This is a genomic window from Rodentibacter rarus (genome assembly GCF_001998965.1).
Taxonomy (GTDB): Bacteria; Pseudomonadota; Gammaproteobacteria; order Enterobacterales; family Pasteurellaceae; genus Rodentibacter; species Rodentibacter rarus.
The window spans coordinates 1-17,573 of sequence record NZ_MLHJ01000149.1; the positions used below are offsets into that span (position 1 = coordinate 1).

Annotated in this window: 18 protein-coding genes; 12 read left to right on the plus strand and 6 right to left on the minus strand. The window is 41.0% G+C overall.

The features are described 5' to 3' along the window. The first annotated feature begins 93 nt into the window (after window positions 1-93). From waaF to hslO, 4 genes are all read left to right on the plus strand, one after another. The gene (gene waaF / locus BKK50_RS11840) at window positions 94-1,140 is read left to right on the plus strand and encodes a lipopolysaccharide heptosyltransferase II (protein WP_077418377.1); all 1,047 of its coding nucleotides are present in this window, start codon (window positions 94-96) and stop codon (window positions 1,138-1,140) included. After that, window positions 1,137-2,105, plus strand: coding sequence for a lipopolysaccharide heptosyltransferase RfaC (gene rfaC / locus BKK50_RS11845; RefSeq protein ID WP_077418379.1), 969 nt, complete (start codon window positions 1,137-1,139; stop codon window positions 2,103-2,105). Before waaF ends, rfaC begins: the two co-directional genes overlap by 4 nt. Before the next feature lie 115 nt (window positions 2,106-2,220). Then, window positions 2,221-3,327 (plus strand): porin, encoded by a 1,107-nt coding sequence (locus BKK50_RS11850; protein ID WP_077418381.1) that lies wholly within the window; start codon window positions 2,221-2,223, stop codon window positions 3,325-3,327. A gap of 229 nt (window positions 3,328-3,556) precedes the next feature. Then, window positions 3,557-4,432: an Hsp33 family molecular chaperone HslO gene (hslO, locus tag BKK50_RS11855; protein ID WP_077418383.1), complete on the plus strand. Its 876-nt coding sequence runs from the start codon at window positions 3,557-3,559 to the stop codon at window positions 4,430-4,432. 57 nt (window positions 4,433-4,489) lie between these two features. On the opposite strand, the gene BKK50_RS11860 is transcribed toward hslO, so the two are convergent. Both BKK50_RS11860 and BKK50_RS11865 read right to left on the minus strand, forming a co-directional pair. Next, a complete protein-coding gene (locus BKK50_RS11860) occupies window positions 4,490-5,335 on the minus strand; it encodes a 23S rRNA (adenine(2030)-N(6))-methyltransferase RlmJ (RefSeq protein ID WP_077418385.1) in 846 nt (281 codons plus the stop codon). A gap of 58 nt (window positions 5,336-5,393) precedes the next feature. Beyond that, a complete protein-coding gene (locus BKK50_RS11865; protein WP_077418387.1) occupies window positions 5,394-8,012 on the minus strand; it encodes a penicillin-binding protein 1A in 2,619 nt (872 codons plus the stop codon). A gap of 98 nt (window positions 8,013-8,110) precedes the next feature. On the opposite strand from BKK50_RS11865, the gene BKK50_RS11870 reads away from it, so the two are divergent. From BKK50_RS11870 to nfuA, 7 genes are all read left to right on the plus strand, one after another. Next, a complete protein-coding gene (locus BKK50_RS11870; RefSeq protein WP_077418389.1) occupies window positions 8,111-8,944 on the plus strand; it encodes a type IV pilus biogenesis protein PilM in 834 nt (277 codons plus the stop codon). Further along, on the plus strand, window positions 8,931-9,449 hold the full coding sequence (locus tag BKK50_RS11875; protein WP_077418391.1) for a PilN domain-containing protein: 519 nt from the start codon (window positions 8,931-8,933) through the stop codon (window positions 9,447-9,449). Before BKK50_RS11870 ends, BKK50_RS11875 begins: the two co-directional genes overlap by 14 nt. After that, window positions 9,446-9,964: a hypothetical protein gene (locus tag BKK50_RS11880; protein WP_077418393.1), complete on the plus strand. Its 519-nt coding sequence runs from the start codon at window positions 9,446-9,448 to the stop codon at window positions 9,962-9,964. The genes BKK50_RS11875 and BKK50_RS11880 overlap by 4 nt, the downstream gene beginning before the upstream one ends. A 2-nt stretch (window positions 9,965-9,966) precedes the next feature. After that, window positions 9,967-10,356: a pilus assembly protein PilP gene (locus BKK50_RS11885; protein WP_077418395.1), complete on the plus strand. Its 390-nt coding sequence runs from the start codon at window positions 9,967-9,969 to the stop codon at window positions 10,354-10,356. Window positions 10,357-10,364: 8 nt separating this feature from the next. Then, window positions 10,365-11,738 carry a type IV pilus secretin PilQ gene (locus tag BKK50_RS11890; protein WP_077418397.1) on the plus strand — a complete coding sequence of 458 codons (1,374 nt, stop codon included), beginning with the start codon at window positions 10,365-10,367 and terminating at the stop codon, window positions 11,736-11,738. A gap of 1 nt (window position 11,739) precedes the next feature. Beyond that, complete coding sequence (locus BKK50_RS11895; RefSeq protein ID WP_077418399.1) at window positions 11,740-12,438, plus strand: ComF family protein; 699 nt, start codon at window positions 11,740-11,742, stop codon at window positions 12,436-12,438. A gap of 83 nt (window positions 12,439-12,521) precedes the next feature. Beyond that, window positions 12,522-13,106, plus strand: a complete 585-nt coding sequence (gene nfuA, locus BKK50_RS11900; protein ID WP_077418401.1) for a Fe-S biogenesis protein NfuA — start codon at window positions 12,522-12,524, stop codon at window positions 13,104-13,106. Between the two features lie 111 nt (window positions 13,107-13,217). On the opposite strand, the gene recX is transcribed toward nfuA, so the two are convergent. The 4 genes from recX to metN all read right to left on the minus strand — a co-directional run bounded on the left by recX (window position 13,218) and on the right by metN (window position 16,753). After that, window positions 13,218-13,679, minus strand: coding sequence for a recombination regulator RecX (gene recX, locus BKK50_RS11905; RefSeq protein WP_077418403.1), 462 nt, complete (start codon window positions 13,677-13,679; stop codon window positions 13,218-13,220). A 495-nt stretch (window positions 13,680-14,174) separates the two neighbouring features. Beyond that, window positions 14,175-14,996, minus strand: a complete 822-nt coding sequence (locus BKK50_RS11910) for a MetQ/NlpA family lipoprotein (protein WP_077418405.1) — start codon at window positions 14,994-14,996, stop codon at window positions 14,175-14,177. A 40-nt stretch (window positions 14,997-15,036) separates the two neighbouring features. Beyond that, the gene (locus tag BKK50_RS11915) at window positions 15,037-15,726 is read right to left on the minus strand and encodes a methionine ABC transporter permease (RefSeq protein WP_077418407.1); all 690 of its coding nucleotides are present in this window, start codon (window positions 15,724-15,726) and stop codon (window positions 15,037-15,039) included. Beyond that, window positions 15,716-16,753, minus strand: a complete 1,038-nt coding sequence (gene metN / locus BKK50_RS11920; RefSeq protein WP_077418409.1) for a methionine ABC transporter ATP-binding protein MetN — start codon at window positions 16,751-16,753, stop codon at window positions 15,716-15,718. The genes BKK50_RS11915 and metN overlap by 11 nt, the downstream gene beginning before the upstream one ends. 174 nt (window positions 16,754-16,927) lie before the next feature. Here metN and gmhB point away from each other — a divergent pair, with 174 nt between their 5' ends. Then, complete coding sequence (gmhB, locus tag BKK50_RS11925; RefSeq protein ID WP_077418411.1) at window positions 16,928-17,482, plus strand: D-glycero-beta-D-manno-heptose 1,7-bisphosphate 7-phosphatase; 555 nt, start codon at window positions 16,928-16,930, stop codon at window positions 17,480-17,482. Window positions 17,483-17,573: the final 91 nt, after the last annotated feature.

Sequence of the window (17,573 nt, forward strand, 5' to 3'; positions counted from 1 at the left end):
CCTACGTTTTGGTTAAAATTTCTGTTTTGTGCATTTGCTACATAATACCGAAAAATTTATTTGTTTTTCACCGCACTTTCCACAAGGTGAAATATGAACATTCTCATTATCGGCCCCTCTTGGGTAGGCGACATGATGATGTCGCACAGTTTGTATCAACAACTCAAAATCCAATATCCTCAATGCAATATTGATGTAATGGCACCGAATTGGTGTAAGCCGTTGCTCGCCCGTATGCCGGAGGTTCGAAATGCTATTGAAATGCCTTTAGGACACGGTGCATTGGCACTCGGTACACGTTATCGTTTAGGAAAAAGCCTCCGCCATCAATATGATATGGCGATTGTTTTACCCAACTCATTAAAATCTGCTTTTATTCCCTTTTTCGCCAACATTCCTTTACGACGTGGCTGGAAAGGGGAAAGCCGCTACCTTTTATTAAATGATTTGCGATCCAACAAAAAAGATTACCCGATGATGGTGCAACGTTATGTTGCGCTCGCCTTTGAAAAAAATCGTGTTCCCGAAGCGGCAACGATTCCGGTATTAACGCCTTATTTAACCGTCAATCAAACACAGCAGGCAGAAACCTTAAAAACCTTTGAAAAACAAACCGCACTTTTAGCAGACCGCCCGATTATCGGCTTTTGCCCCGGGGCGGAATTTGGACCTGCAAAACGTTGGCCTCATTATCATTATGCGAAACTGGCGGAAATGCTCATTGAGCGAGGTTATGCAATAGAAATTTTCGGTTCGCCGAAAGATGTGGAAGCGGGGGAAAACATCCGCAACGCCTTACCGCAAGCACAGCAAGTGTTTTGTTTAAATTTAGCCGGGCAAACCAATCTCAATCAAGCAGTGGATTTAATTGCAAACTGTACGGCGGTGGTGAGCAATGATAGCGGTTTAATGCATATCGCCGCCGCAACCCAACGTCCGCTCATCGCCCTTTACGGCCCAACCAGCCCAACTTATACCCCACCGCTTTCCGATAAAGCGGTGATTATTCGGTTAATTGAGGGGGATTTAATCAAAGTGCGGAAAAGTAAAGACAGTGCAGAGGGATATCATCAAAGTTTGATCGATATTACACCTCAAAAGGTGATAGAAAAATTGGATGAATTATTAGCAAAATCATGAAAATTTGTTTAATAAAAACCTCCTCAATGGGCGATGTTATCCACACCCTGCCAGCCTTAACAGACGCCCTTCAGGCTATACCAAACTTGCAAATTGATTGGGTGGTGGAGGAAGGTTTTGCGGAAATTCCCCAATGGCATAGTGCGGTGAATCAGGTGATCCCTATTGCCCTTCGTCGTTGGCGAAAATCCCCTTTTTCAGCCAACACGAGGAAAGAATGGAAAACCTACCGCACTTTACTTGAAAAAGAACGTTATGATGCCGTAATTGATGCTCAAGGCTTATTGAAAAGTGCCTTTTTCGCCACTCGCCTGACCCAGGGCATAAAGTATAGCTATGATCGCCACAGTATCCGAGAGCCTATCGCCTCCTTTTTCTATGATAAAAAATATGCCATTTCCTATCAGCAACATGCGGTGGAGCGTATTCGACAACTCTTTGCACTCAGCCTGAATTATGCATTGCCGACTTCGCAAGGTGATTACGGTATCGCTCAGCATTTTGTTTCTACCGCCACGTCTCCTCTTATGGAACCCTATGTGATTTTTTTTCATTCCACCACCCGAGAGGATAAACATTGGGCTGAACAGGAATGGCGAAATTTAATCGAAAAAATGACCGCACTTTCCCTGCAAATCCGTTTACCTTGGGGCAATGAAAAGGAAAAAGCCCGAGCAGTGCGTCTCGCCCAAGGTCACCCCAATGTGGTAGTGCTTCCCCGTTTATCCTTAACTGAACTTGCACAGCAAATCGCCGACTCACAAGCTGTCGTTTCTGTTGATACGGGATTAGCGCATTTAACCGCCGCCTTAGACAAACAGAACATCACACTTTATGGCGCAACGGATCCTAAACTTATTGGCTGTTATGGTAAAAACCAACATTATTTATCTGCTAATTCGATGAATAACATTTCTGCCGATCAGGTTTTTGAATGCCTTAATTTATTAATCGATGGAAATTAAGTGGGGTTATGCTTTTTCGTCATATCATAGATGAAAAATTGCTTGATCCCTTTCCCGCAGAGGGATAAACTCCAAAAAGTTCAATTTTTTTCTCCATTTTTATAAGGAAAGCATTATGAAAAAAACACTTCTTGCATTAACCGTAGCAGCCTTCACTGCAGGTTCAGCCCAAGCTTACCAATTCAACATTGAAGAAACTGGTACTGAAATTGATTTCAGCGGTTCACTTCGTTTGAAGTGGGAAAGTACATCAAATAAAACAAACTATGTAAATGGCGCAGAAACCAAAGAGCATATCAATCATGCTGTGGATAACAATGGTTCACGTTTTGGTTTCAAAGTAAAACAAAATCTTGGCGGTGATTTCTATGCGCTAGGTCGTGTTGAGTGGCGTTTCCGTGGTGAGGCTGCATCACAACATGATTTTGATCATATTTATACCCGTCAGCTTTACGCCGGTTTTGGTCATAAACGATTCGGTGAATTGGTTTACGGTAATATGACAACAATCACTGATGAAGTGAAACAAACCGATTTGCCGAACACCTATAGCTTATCCGATGGTTTATTAGACTCCGCTGCTCGTCGAGTACTTCAATATACCTATCGCGGTAACTATGGTGATAATAAAGTAAAATTTGGCGTGTACTACGGTGGCGCAAGTAAACGTGGTGATACAAATTTAGACTTAGCGAATCGCCGTAAAAATGTGTGGGGTACCGCATTTATTTTCAATCACAAAATTGATGATATCCAAAATTTCACCGTTGCAACCGGGTTTACTCGTGAAATTTCCGAAAACCAATCTATTGCACCATCATTCTCACAAAACGCCTATGCACTAGGCTTGGCTTATAATTTTGCTCACACCACTTATGGTTTGGATATTGAGCAACAAGTAACCAAAAATAAAGGGGCAATTGGCAATAAACAAACGAAAAATGAAGTTCGTGCCGTGGTGCGTCAAGGGTTGAATGAAGACTGGAATGTTTATGCGATGTACGCTTATAAAACGGATAAAAAAGAACCAGCTTCCGGTTTAGAAACCAAGGAAACAAAACGTCAATTTATGGTGGGAACCGAATATTATCTTTATCAGCAAGGTTCTCTGAAAGTAAAACCATTCTTAGAATGGCAAGCGACACGCACAAAATATGAAAATAGCAGTGTTGATCGTAGCCGTGATTTAAAAACAGTCATTGGTTTACGAGCATACTGGTAATCATTAAATTTATCTCTTAAAGCGGGTCAGAAATGGCTCGCTTTTTCTTTGGGATTGTAATTGTCTAAAATGCCCCCATAATAAAGCCCAAGCTAAAAGTGCGGTGGCGATTATTCATCAATCACTAAAGTGATTTATTTACGCCTTTGGCATCGTGGGCAGCACCAGCGTTCAAAGCACCTTATTTTTTGACCGCACTTTTTAGTTCACTAAAATAAAGGAACAAACAATGAATGACACACAAGACAATGACAAACTTTACCGCTATCTTTTCCAAAATCGTGCCGTTCGTGGGGAATGGGTACGCCTAAATCAAAGCTTTGTCGATACTTTAAATACCCATCACTATCCAGAGCCTGTGCAAAATTTGTTGGGTGAAATGATGGTCGCCACGACATTACTCACGGCAACATTAAAATTTGAAGGGAATATCACCGTACAAATTCAAGGTGACGGCCCCCTTCGATTGTCATTAGTCAATGGCAACGATCAGCAACAAATTCGTGCTTTAGCACGTGTGGAAGGGGAAATATCACCTGAAATGACCTTGCATGAGATGATCGGCAAAGGGGTACTAGTGATCACCATTGCCCCCAAAGAAGGTGAGCGTTATCAAGGGGTAATCGGATTGGATAAACCCACCATTACCGAATGTTTGGAAGATTATTTTGCTCGTTCCGAGCAACTTCAGACTCAGTTAATTATTCGCACAGGGGAGTATGCCGGCAAACCGGTGGCGGCAGGAATGTTATTACAAATTATGCCGGATGGTGAAGGTTCGCCTGAGGATTTTGAACATCTCGCCACCTTAGCGTCAACAGCAAAAGACGAAGAACTCTTCGGTTTACCGGCAGAAGAAATGCTCTATCGTCTTTACCACGAAGAAACCGTGGAAGTGTATGAACCACAAAACATTCAGTTTTTCTGTGGTTGCTCCGCTGAACGTTCAGGCGCTGCACTCTTATTAATTCCTGAGGCAGAGATTGATGAAATTTTGGAAGAGCACAAAGGCAGTATTGATATGCAATGCGAATGTTGTGGCACCCATTATTTCTTTAATAAAGAAGCCATTAATAAATTAAAAGCAAACGCACAGGCAGAATAGCAAAAATCCCCGTTTATGCGGGGATTTTTCTAAAGTGCGGTTAAATTCCGCTTTGTTTTATTCCGGCGTAATCCATTCCACCGTCCATCTAGCGGTTCCTTCCGGTATGAGGGTTTTCGCTAAATAAGGCAAAATGGCTTTCATTTGGTTTTCTAATGTCCAAGGCGGGTTAATCACAATCATACCGCTTGCAGTCATTCCTCTCTGCTCGCTATCCGGGCGAACGGCTAATTCGATTTTTAGAATTTTCCGAATACCGGTTGCTTCCAACCCTTTAAAAATCCGTTTCGTTTGTTGGCGTAGCACCACGGGATACCAAATGGCATAAGTCCCGGTGGCAAAACGTTTATAGCCTTCCTCGATGGCTTTAACCACTAAATCATAATCTTCTTTAAGCTCATAAGGGGGATCAATTAGTACAAACCCACGGCGTTCTTTCGGTGGCAGGGTGGCTTTAAGCTGTTGGAAACCGTTATCACGTTTTACGCTGATATTTTTAAATTCCTTAAAATTATTGCGTAATAATGGGAAATCGCTAGGGTGTAATTCGGTCAGCAACGCACGATCTTGTGGGCGTAATAATTGCGCGGCAATCATTGGCGAACCGGCGTAATAACGCAGGGATTTTCCACCATAATTGATCCTTTTGATTAATTCCACATAGCGGCTCACTGTTTCCGGTAAATCAGTTTGCTCCCACAAACGCCCAATGCCCTCTTTGTATTCCCCGGTTTTTTCCGCCTCATCCGATGATAAACGATAACGCCCCACGCCCGAGTGCGTGTCCAAATAATAAAACCCTTTTTCTTTCAGTTTCATATTTTCCAAAATGAGCATAAGCACAAGATGTTTTAACACATCGGCATGATTGCCGGCGTGAAAGGAATGGCGATAACTTAGCATAATTGTCCTTTTTCGTTAAAAAGTGCGGTTGATCTTGACCGCACTTTTTTATAAATGATTAGAATAATTCTTCCGGCTGTGCGATTGGGGTTGCATCTTGTATTTTGCCCGATCCACCGTTTAAGCGTTGCTGTAATTCAGGTGGCACATAATAACCGCGCTCTTGCATTTCTGCCGCATAAGTGCGTTTCGGCTCTGTCCCCACAATAAAATATTCTTTACGTCCGCCATATTCTGAGAGTAAACCGGAATGGCTATCAATGGTTTTTTCCATAATATTCGGCGGTAGCTCAAGATTTCGTTCAGGGATATCGGAAAGGGCAACCTTCATATAGGCAATCCAAGCCGGCATGGCCGTTTTCCCACCGGATTCGCCCCGCCCCAGTACCCGTTTATTATCATCAAAGCCTACATAGGTCGTGGTGACGAGATTCGCACCAAAGCCGGCATACCAAGCCACTTTTGAACTATTTGTTGTACCGGTTTTACCACCGATATCGCTACGGTATTTAATTTCTTTCGACATCCGCCAACTGGTTCCTTTCCAGCCTAATCCTTGCTCACCATAAATAGCGGTATTCAACGCACTACGGATTAAAAAGGCAAGCTCTCCACTAATCACACGTGGTGCATATTGCACTTGGGTACTGTCGTCTTTGGCATCTGCCATTAAATTAACCTCACCATCATTTAACATACCGCCTTGTGCTTGTAATTCCGGTAAATCAGGCACATTTTCCGGTTGAACATCTTCTTCCGTATCCGTGTTGGCATTGCCTTTTGCCGCTTTTAAATCATCGGGGTTAGCAATTTCGGCAATATTTTGGAAACCATCAATTTTATCTTTGGTTTCACCGTAAATGACCGGAATATCATGACAGGTGATACAAGCAATTTTTGGGTTGGCAATAAATAAATCCTTACCGTTATTGTCTTGAATTTTTTCAATAATATAAGGATCAATCAAAAATCCACCATTATCAAATACCGCATAAGCCCGAGCCATTTCAAGAGGAGTAAAAGAGGCCGCCCCCAAGGCTAACGCTTCGCTGGCAAAGAATTGTTTCCGATTAAAACCAAAACGTTGTAAGAAATCAGCGGTAAATCCGATACCGGCAGTTTGTAAGGTTCGAATCGCAATCATATTTTTTGATTGCCCTAATCCGACACGTAAGCGCATTGGACCATCATAACGATCCGGTGAGTTTTTCGGGTTCCATACTTTTTGCCCCGGTTTGGAAATAGAAATCGGGCTGTCTTGCAAAACGCTGGAAAGGGTTAACCCTTTTTCCAATGCGGCCGCATAAATAAAGGGTTTAAAAGACGAGCCAACTTGTACCAATGATTGCGTTGCACGGTTAAATTTGCTTTGCTCAAAACTAAATCCACCCACTAACGCTTCAATAGCCCCATTATCGGAATTTAAAGAAACCAAAGCCGAATTGGCTGCCGGAATTTGTCCTAAAATCCATTCACCGTTATCACGTTGGCGAATCCAAATTTGATCGCCCACTTTAACCGGGGATTTTCCTGCCCAACGCATTGCATTAAATGAAAGGGTCATGGTTTGATGATTAGCCAACAATAATTCCGCCCCATTTTTACCCAATGCAGTCACTGCCGCAGGAATAAAAGGATCGGAATTGGGTAATTGTTTCAGAAAAGCGACAATGCGTTCAGCCTCCCATGCCGCTTCGCCTTTTTTCCACAAAGGCGCACCGCCACGCCAGCCATGACGCATATCATAATTGATTAAATTTTGACGCACCGCTTTTTGGGCTTCCGCTTGATCTTTAGAAAGTACGGTGGTGAACACTTTATACCCTCGGGTATAAGCATTTTCTTCACCAAAACGTTTTACCATTTCTTGGCGTACCATTTCTGTTACATAATCTGCACGAAAATCAAATTTTGCCCCATGATAGCTTGCATTGATCGGTTCTTTGAGCGCCGCATCATATTCTTCTTTTGTGATGTATTTTTCATCAAGCATTCGGGCTAAAACAATATTTCGGCGTTCTTCTGCACGTTTTGGGGAATATAACGGGTTCATTGTGGAAGGTGCTTTAGGCAAGCCTGCAATCATTGCCATTTCCGACAATGTCAGCTCATCCAAAGATTTTCCGAAATAGGTTTGAGCCGCTGCCGCAATACCATAAGAACGGTAGCCCAAGAAAATTTTGTTTAAATAAAGTTCAAGAATTTCCTGTTTGTTTAAGGCATTTTCAATTTCGATAGCAAGCACCGCTTCCCGTGCTTTGCGGATCAAGGTTTTTTCCGGTGTTAAGAAAAAATTACGCGCTAATTGCTGCGTGATCGTACTCGCCCCTTGAGAAGCACCACCACTGCTTAATGCAACAAACAATGCACGACCAATACCGATGGGATCAATCCCATGGTGGTCATAAAAACGGCTGTCCTCTGTGGCTAAAAACGCTTCAATTAAACGTGGCGGAACATTTTCTAATTTTACCGGAATCCGGCGTTGTTCCCCCACTTCTCCGATTAATTTTCCATCAGCGGTATAAATCTGCATCGGTTGTTGTAATTCCACCTCTTTTAATACGTCCACTGAAGGCAATTCGGATTTTAAGTGGAGATAAAATACGCCCCCTGCCACAAGCCCTAAAATGCACAGGGTTAACAGGCTACTTAATATTAATTTTGCGATCCTCATCGTAAAATTCTCTCTTGATTGATGATAATAAATAAAATCACATTATGATTTGGTCACTAAGTATAAAAGATTCACCGTCCAAATAATAGGAAAAGCATATGCCAATACCTTATAAAAAACGGCAAATCATCCAAATTGGCGTTCATCAACAACAGAATCAATGTCAATTCGTTTGGTTGGATAGCGCAAACCAAGTTCAATTTTTTTCACTTTCAGAGGATGAACAAAATATTGAAACCCAATTAGTTATTCGTTTAGCACGAGACTTTCCCCAAGCCCGTTTAAAATTACGCTATGTTGGTTGTATTTTGCCTCATTTGATTTGGTCAAAAACCTTACTTTTACCTCACAAATTGACCCCCCAAGAATGTGAACAACAATGTCGTTTTGTCTTGCAAAAAGAGTTGCCCATTCCTTTTGAAGAACTTTGGTTTGATTACCTCTCAACACCGTTAAAACAAGGTTTTCGGTTAGAAATTTATGCGGTTCGCAGGCAAGTGGCTCAGGAAGCACAAAAAGCCTATGGTACTTTATCGCTTGATGTATTGGATGTCGCCTACCATGCTATTCTTCGTTCCTTTCGTCTACTTTTAGGTGAGGAGCAACACAATTCACTTTATTTGTACCAAGATGGCTCCCATTGTTTTGCCATCAATGTTTCTCCCCAAGGATTACAAGTTTTACAAACTCAGGAGAATTTAACCGCACTTTATACCCAATTTTGCCAGCGTTTTGAGGTTGAGATTGCACGTGTTTATGTGTATCAAAGCAATGAGATCACACAAAGGGATTTGCCGGAAAATTGGCAACGGGTTATCACGAAATTACCTTTTATTGCCTTAGGAAATGCGCTGTGGCAAAGCGATTTACATCAAGATAATATTGATTTTTCGACCGCACTTTTAGACGAGGCATTCAATGAACGGCGTTAATTTACTTCCCTGGCGGTTAGAAAAATATCGGCAATTGCTATTTCTTTTTTTGCTCAAAATGTTTGCTGTGCTGTCGGTTGCATTTTTGTTTTATGTACTGTTGGATTGGTTGCAATATCAACAAAAAGAGGCTTTAAATCTGCAATTAAAGCAGTTTGAACAACAAAAAACTCAGTTAACGCAAACCGTTCAACATATTGCTCAAATGAAACAAACCATACAGAATTTAACCGAGTTGCAAGCCATCGAATCCGATACGGTTGAACAAGTTTTATCTTTATTACCTCAGTTTCCTTTTCAACAAGGTGAACTGGAAATCTTTAATCTTAACGAAGAAAGAATTCAGCTTAATGGATTTTGTTTGTCACAACAGGAATTTGAATCATTGCACGAATTTCTGAGTTCACATTTCAACACAGTGAAACTGACGCAATTTAAAACAGAACAAGGGCGTTTGGTTTTTCAGTTTGATCTCTCCCTGACGATGAGGGGAGGTAGCGAATGAAACGTTTGATTAAGAAACCGATACCCTTTGTTGAAAAGTGGTTGGCATTGCCAAAAATGTATCATTGGGGCTTTTTTGTCTGTTGTTTAAGTGCGGTCAATTTTATGGTGGTTTTAGAAGGATGGCATACTTATCGGCAGAGGCAAACTTTAACACAAGAAATTTCCCAACAATCAGTGGAATTAGCTCATCAAGAAAAATTACTTTCAACTTTAAAAAAACATTCTGAACAGCGTGAATTATCGCCTCAGCGAACAAAGCAAATTGTGACATTAGATGAACAAATTCATCGATGGCTGAATGATGAAATTGAATTGACTGTTTATCAATGGGATTTTTCCTCACGACCTATTTTACAAATTCAGTTAGAGGGGCAATTTCACGATTTATATCATTTTGTCACCGCACTTTTAGCGCAACAAAACGCCCTTTCTTTCGTGCAACTTACGATGGAGAAAACAGAAAGTGGAAAGGTGCAAAGTCATCTTGTTTTACAACTTAAAAGAGAGGAATAAGGATGATGTCTCGTCATTTTTTAGGGCTATGTTGCTTATTTTTTTGTCTTAATGCGGTAGCAACGGATCCTTTTGATCGCTCACAACGTCAAATGGGGGAAAATAAAATGAACCTTCCCAAGGTAAGGAAAGAAAAATGTGTTTTCAATGAACCTTCTTTTGCCGTAGAAAGTGCTTTTGAGCAGCTGAAATTAGTGGGCGTGGTGCTTTATAAAAATAGATCGGAGGCGCTATTTTTAGATGCTCAGCAACAATTGATCGTGGCTAAACAAGGCTACCGGTTAGGTCAAGAAGGTTATTTAATACAACAAATCGGAAAAAATGCGGTGAAGTTGTTGCGTTCAAAAGCAGGGCAATGTGAACAAATGGAACCCTTAGAACTTAGGTTTTAGGAGAGGATATGAAAATGTGGCTTAGAAAGTGCGGTCTCTTTTTGTTAAGTTTTTATTGGGGGGACTCATTCGCAACAGAATTGAAAGAGAATCAAGTTTTTTCTATTCGCTTAAAACAAGCGCCCATGGTGTCAAGCTTGCAAGAACTCGCATTGGTGCAGGGAAGCAATTTAATCATTGATGACGAATTGGAAGGTTCACTTTCGCTCCAATTAGACAATGTTGATTTTGATCGTGTATTACGTTCTGTCGCCAAAATGAAGGGGCTTTCCTTACGACAGGAAGAGGGCATCTATTATTTAGGAAAAAAAACATTGGCTTCCGTGGCAATGTCAGTATTGCCCACAGGACAAGAGGTCTCGGAGCATATAAAGCCGACAGACACCACGCTTGTGAGTAAAACCGTTAAACTACACTTTGCAAAAGCCTCAGAAGTGATGAAATCGCTCACAACGGGGAGCGGATCATTACTTTCTGCGGTGGGGGCTATTGCCTTTGATGACCGTAGCAATGTATTGATTATTCAAGATGAAGCTCAATCGGTCAAAAACTTAGTAAAATTAATTAAAGAATTGGATAAGCCCATTGAGCAAATCGCCATTGAGGCAAGAATTGTCACTATTACAGATGAAAGCCTTAAAGAATTGGGCGTGCGTTGGGGGATTTTTTCACCCGCAGAAAATGCACACCGTGTCAGCGGAAGCCTTGCAGCGAATGGTTTTGCAAATTTAACGGATAATTTAAATGTGAATTTTGCGACTAATATCACGCCCGCCGGTTCTCTCGCATTGCAGGTGGCAAAAATTAATGGGCGATTACTGGACTTAGAATTGACCGCCCTTGAGCGTGAAAACAATGTCGAAATTATTGCCAGCCCCAGATTGCTGACAACCAATAAGAAAAGTGCCAGTATTAAACAAGGTACGGAAATTCCTTATGTTGTGACGAATGGTAAGAGTGATACGCAATCCGTTGAATTTCGCGAGGCTGTATTAGGATTGGAAGTCACACCACATATTTCTAAAGATAATAATATTCTGCTGGATTTGTTGGTCAGTCAAAATTCACCGGGTAGCCGCATATCTTACGGACAACAAAATAATGAAGTGGTATCAATTGATAAGCAAGAGATCAATACGCAAGTTTTTGCGAAAGATGGGGAAACCATTGTATTAGGTGGTGTATTTCACGATACGATCACGAAAGGTATTGATAAAGTCCCTATATTAGGTGATATACCTTTGGTAAAACGTTTATTTAGCAAAGAAAGTGAACGGCATCAGAAACGTGAACTCGTGATTTTTGTTACGCCACGGATCTTAAAACAAGGTGATACTCTAGAAGGATTGAAACCAAAGTTAGTCAGTCAATCGGGAAAATAAAGTGCGGTTAAATCTTAGTGCATTTTTTCGATTTGGGTGTGTGTTATGCCAATCACCTTTGAAACAAGGGGCGAATGGATTGTGTTCAACGTGCCGGCGACAAATTCCACGATACACCTATTGTGGCGGTTGTGGTGCGCCTTTGCAATATGCCGCCTGCTATTGTGGAAATTGTCATCATAATGCGTTTACCTGGGATAAAATGGTCATTATTGGGCGTTATAATGATCCGCTTTCACAGTTGATTCATCGTTTTAAATTTCAAAAACAATTTTGGCTTGATCGCACCTTAGCTTGTTTATTATTACTCGAACTGTATGAGGCAAGGCGAATATATGGATTAACGTTCCCTCAAGCTATCATCCCCGTCCCACTTCATCATATCCGACAATGGCAAAGAGGTTATAATCAAGCGGATTTATTAGCGAAAGCGATCAGCCGCTGGCTTGAAATCCCTTGTTTATCCCATATTGTTAGGCGTGTAAAGCATACCCCTACCCAGCGAGGTTTAACTGCAACTGCCCGCCGTCGAAATTTGAAAAATGCGTTCAATGTAGCGGCTTTAACCCCTTTTCCTTATCAACGTGTGGCACTCGTAGATGATGTGATTACAACGGGTAGTACGCTTAACGAAATAGCAACCTTGCTACGTCAATTAGGTGTTCAGGAAATACAAGTATGGGGATTGGCACGTGTTTAGTTAGATGGTGTGACAAAAAAGTGGAAAAAATACCGAGGTAGGCGTATCATCTGACAAATTTTCTCAAGTATTAAGGAATCTCTATGGAACAAATTACTATTTCGGAAGCCGCACAGGCACATTTTCGCAAATTATTGGATACCCAAGAAGAAGGCACGAATATTCGTATTTTTGTAGTCAATCCCGGCACACCAAATGCGGAATGTGGGGTGTCTTATTGCCCACCGAGTGCCGTAGAAGAAAGTGATATTGAAATGAAATACGATGGTTTTTCTGCTTTTGTGGATGAAATCAGTCTGCCGTTTTTGGAAGAGGCAGAGATTGATTATGTCACGGAAGAATTGGGGGCTCAGCTCACCTTAAAAGCACCGAATGCGAAAATGCGTAAAGTAGCGGACGATGCTCCTTTGATCGAACGGGTAGAATATGTCATTCAAACTCAAATTAACCCACAATTAGCCAGCCATGGTGGACGCATCACCCTTATTGAAATTACAGAAGATGGCTATGCCGTTTTACAATTCGGTGGTGGTTGTAACGGTTGTTCAATGGTGGATGTCACTTTGAAAGATGGTGTAGAAAAACAATTGGTCGGCTTATTCCCGAATGAATTGAAGGGGGCTAAAGATGTGACGGAACATCAACGAGGAGAACATTCTTACTATTAAATTGTGGTGATTGGGTTTCCTCACTTTTGGGTATTATTGCTTTCAATTGGGTGAGATGATTAGTACGACATAAGATATTTCCATTGTATGAATGACTGTTAAGATCCTCGGTTAGAAATCTTCTTCAGAAGTTGTAGAACCGAGAAAATCGGCAAAATCCTCACTATAAAACCCATGAGAAAGCATATAATGCCAAATTTTTTGTTTCATTTTAGGGGATTGTTTTTCAGTATAGTTTGGAAATTTTTTTCTTAGTACAGTGAGAGCGAGTGATTGCCAATCAATACCGATTTCCCATAAAGCCTCATCAATAACTTCATTTGATACGCCTTTTAACTGTCGAAGTTCTTGCCTAATTCGATTAATCCCATAACCTCGTTGTGAGCGTGCTTGGATATAGGTTTCAGCAAAACGTTTATCGTTTTGCCAGTTCTTCTGCTGGCAATATACTAAGGCGTTTTCAATTTGCTCTTCTGGGAAACCTTTTTCTTGCATTTTATTACGAAGCTCAAATTCACTGTACTCTCGGCGTGTTAATAAACTCACAATATAATTTAGTGCGACTGAAGACATTTTTTCTTTCCATAAAAAATTGATCTCCCCCAAAGTGAGGGAGATGAGTTTTAATTTAAATACTTGGCTCGGTTTGTACCGAACTCGTTTAAAGTAAAGCGAGTTTAGCTTGTTTTGGGTTGTAATACACGAAATATTCTTCAATTTCAGCCGATGATTCAACGATTGATATGGAAATACGCAACGTAAAAATATTCAGATTTCAAGATAATAAAAAACTTTTGATTACAAGTTACCTTCGCTGTTTATTTTTTGTATGGCTTTTTCTTTTGGTACTATCGTTACCGTATAATACATATTGAGCACGGTGAATCATTGGATATCCAGTTGATTATGATTTGAGCGTTGATGCTCATGAGGGCTAAAATGTTGGTTGGTAAGCGATTTGGTTATTTTTGAACGGAATTGATAAGTAGGACATAATCTGCCCCCTAAATTAAATGCCTGAGCTTTGGGGGACAGATAAGTTTTAGTTTGATTAAAGTTTGGCAGACATTACCAACCTTTTACAACGCCATCTTTGAAGTGTTTTTTGGCTTCTTGATACACTTCTTCGGTTTGATAAGATTTCACAAAGTCTTGTACGGCTTTGCTCTCTTTGTTGTCTGTGCGGGCAACGATGATATTTACATATGGTGAATCTTTATCTTCCACAAATACACCGTTATCCTGTGCATTTAACCCCACTTGACCGGCATAGGTGTTGTTTACTACGGCTAAATCCACATCATCTAGTGCCCGTGCTGCAATGGAGGTATCCACTTCGGTGATGTTTAAGTTTTTTGGATTTTCAACAATATCCAACACCGTTGAAAAAAGGTTATTGGCATCTTTCAGTTTAATTAACCCTTGTTTTTCAAGAAGAATTAATGCACGACCACGATTGCTTGGATCATTTGGTACAACGATTTTTGCCCCTTCTTGTAATTCATTCACATTTTTAATTTTTTTAGAATAGCCCGCCAATGGGTAAACAAAGGTATTGCCTACAATGACTAGGTTATTGAGATTTTTTGCTTTAGTATCTTCATCTAAATAAGGTTTGTGCTGCATAGCATTGGCATCTAAATCACCGGTAGATACCGCCGTGTTAGGCAAAGCATAGTCGTTAAACTCAACAAATTGTACGTCTAAACCGTATTTTTCCTTCGCCACTTTGGCGGCAATCTCTGCCACTTGGTGTTCTGGACCTGACATAACGCCCACTTTTATTTTGGCGGGCGCTGATGTAGCGGTTTGGGTTTTGTCGTCTTTGCAGCCGGTTAAAATGAGGGCTGAAGCGATAGCGGTGATAGCAAATAAGTTTTTTAATTTCATAAGTTTTCCTTCCTGTGAAGTGGTGAGTGTTGTGTTTAAATTAACGGTGATCGACTTTTTTCGCTAAAGTATCACCGAGTTTTTGGCTAATCATCACGAAAAGCACAATAATAATTGTGGCTACCCAAGTCACATAGGGCATATTACGATAGACACCGTAATTGATGGCAAGACTACCTAGCCCACCGCCACCTTGCGTTCCGGCCATGGCAGAATAGCCTACCAAAGTCACGAGAGTCAGCGTGATGCCATTAATCAGGGTTGGTAACGCTTCTGGTAAGTAAAATTTATACACGATTTGCCATTTTGTTGCGCCCATAGCTTGGGCGGCTTCAGTTAAACCGTTCGGGATTTCCATCAGAGCATTTGCCGTTAAACGTGCCACGAAAGGCATAGCACAAATACTTAATGGAATAATTGCAGCGGTGGTACCGAGCACAGTTCCCACAATAAAACGTGTTACTGGTAATAAAATTAAAAGTAAAATAATGAAAGGAATAGAACGTCCGATATTAATAACGGCATTCAGCACAAAATGTGTTCGTTGGTTTTGCAGAATTTCATTTTTTCCTGTTAAGAATGTCCACACACCAATCGGAATGCCTACCACAACGGCAAGCAAGGTGGAGGCAAAACTAATATAGATGGTTTCGTAAGTAGCGGTGGCAACTACGCCCCACATTTGTGGGGTAAGCTGTTGAGTAAATGTTGCCCAGAAATCATTGAACATAGCCGAGTACCTCTACACGAACATTGTTTTCCATTAAATACACTTTAGTTTGAGTAATGGCATCTTCATCGCCCTCTACTTCGGCAATGGTGTAACCAAATTTTACGCCGCCGGCATAATCAATTTGGGAGGTGAGAATACTCAGTTCTACACCAAATTTTTTTGAAGCTTGTGAAAGTAAAGGCGCATCGACCGAACGACCGGTAAATTCAAACTTAATAATGGGATAGGCTTTACTGTGTTTAGGCGTATCCGTCAAATTTTCCAAATATTCATCCGGCAAGTTAATGTGGAAGGTAGAACGGATAAAATCTTGGGCTAATTCGGTTTTGGGATTTGAAAAAATCTCACTTACCGTGCCTTGTTCTACAAGGCGACCTTGATCAATCACCACAACTTGGTCGCAAATTTGTTTCACCACGTCCATTTCGTGTGTGATAAGCAAAATGGTAATGCCTAAAGTGCGGTTGATTTCTTTTAATAATTTAAGGATAGATTGTGTGGTGGCAGGATCTAATGCACTTGTGGCTTCATCACATAATAATACTTTCGGATCGCTTGCCAGCGCACGAGCAATCGCTACACGTTGTTTTTGTCCACCGGAAAGATTGCTTGGGTAAGTATCGCATTTCTCACTTAGCCCAACCAATTTTAAAAGTGCGGTGGTTTTTTCTTGAATTTTGGTTTTGGGCGTTCCTTCTAATTCCAATGGTAGCGCAATATTTTCAAAGACTGTGCGTGAGCTGAGAAGATTGAAATGTTGAAAAATCATTCCGATTTGACGGCGTGCACGCACCAGTTCGTGGTTGGGAAGTTGCGTGAGTTCCACACCATCTACTACAACGGAACCGCTGGTCGGTTTTTCCAATAAATTGACGCAGCGGATTAGCGTGCTTTTTCCTGCACCGGATGCGCCGATTACACCACAAATTTGCCCTTTTTTGACATTCAGTGAAACATTATCAAGTGCCGTGAGTTTTTTACCCGACAGCTCAAAAATCTTCGTAATATTGTTCAGCTTAATCATATAAGCCCTTGTTCTGTTATTATTTTCAGTATTGTCTTGGTATTCTAGATGTCTAGATTGCCGTGTCAATATGTGAAGAGATCTTTTTTAGATAGATTGGTTATAACTTATAGTTTGCTAATTGTCCTTATTAAAGGGATAATTTTGTCGCAAAAATATGATGGGGATAGGAAAGTGAATAAAGCCATTTTTTTAGATCGAGACGGCACATTGAACATTGATTATGGTTACGTGCACGATATCGATCATTTCAAATTTATTGAAGGGGCAATTGAGGCATTGAGAGCGCTAAAGAGCAAGGGTTATTTGCTGGTATTGGTGACAAACCAATCGGGTATTGCACGTGGTTACTTTTCTGAAGATCAATTTTTGCAACTCACGGAATGGATGGATTGGTCTCTGGCGGAGCAAGACGTGGATTTGGATGGAATTTACTATTGCCCACATCACCCCGATGGTAAGGATGAATATAAAAAGAATTGTGATTGCCGTAAGCCAAAATCGGGAATGTTGTTGCAGGCCATAAAAGAATTAAAGATCGATCCGGCACAATCCGTGATGATTGGTGATAAAGTGGACGATATCAAAGCCGGAATTGGCGCAAAAGTGAAAACGAATGTGTTGGTTCGAACGGGAAAATCTGTGACAAAGGAGGGAGAAGGATTGGCGGATTATGTGGTGGATTCAATTGTGGATTTACCTCGTATTTTGATGTGTACAATTAAATAGCAGTACACCTAGTCAAATTTTATCCAATCCGTTGTGCTTTTAATCAAAAGATCATTTTTTTAAATTTTTTTGAAAAAAACACTTGCGCAGG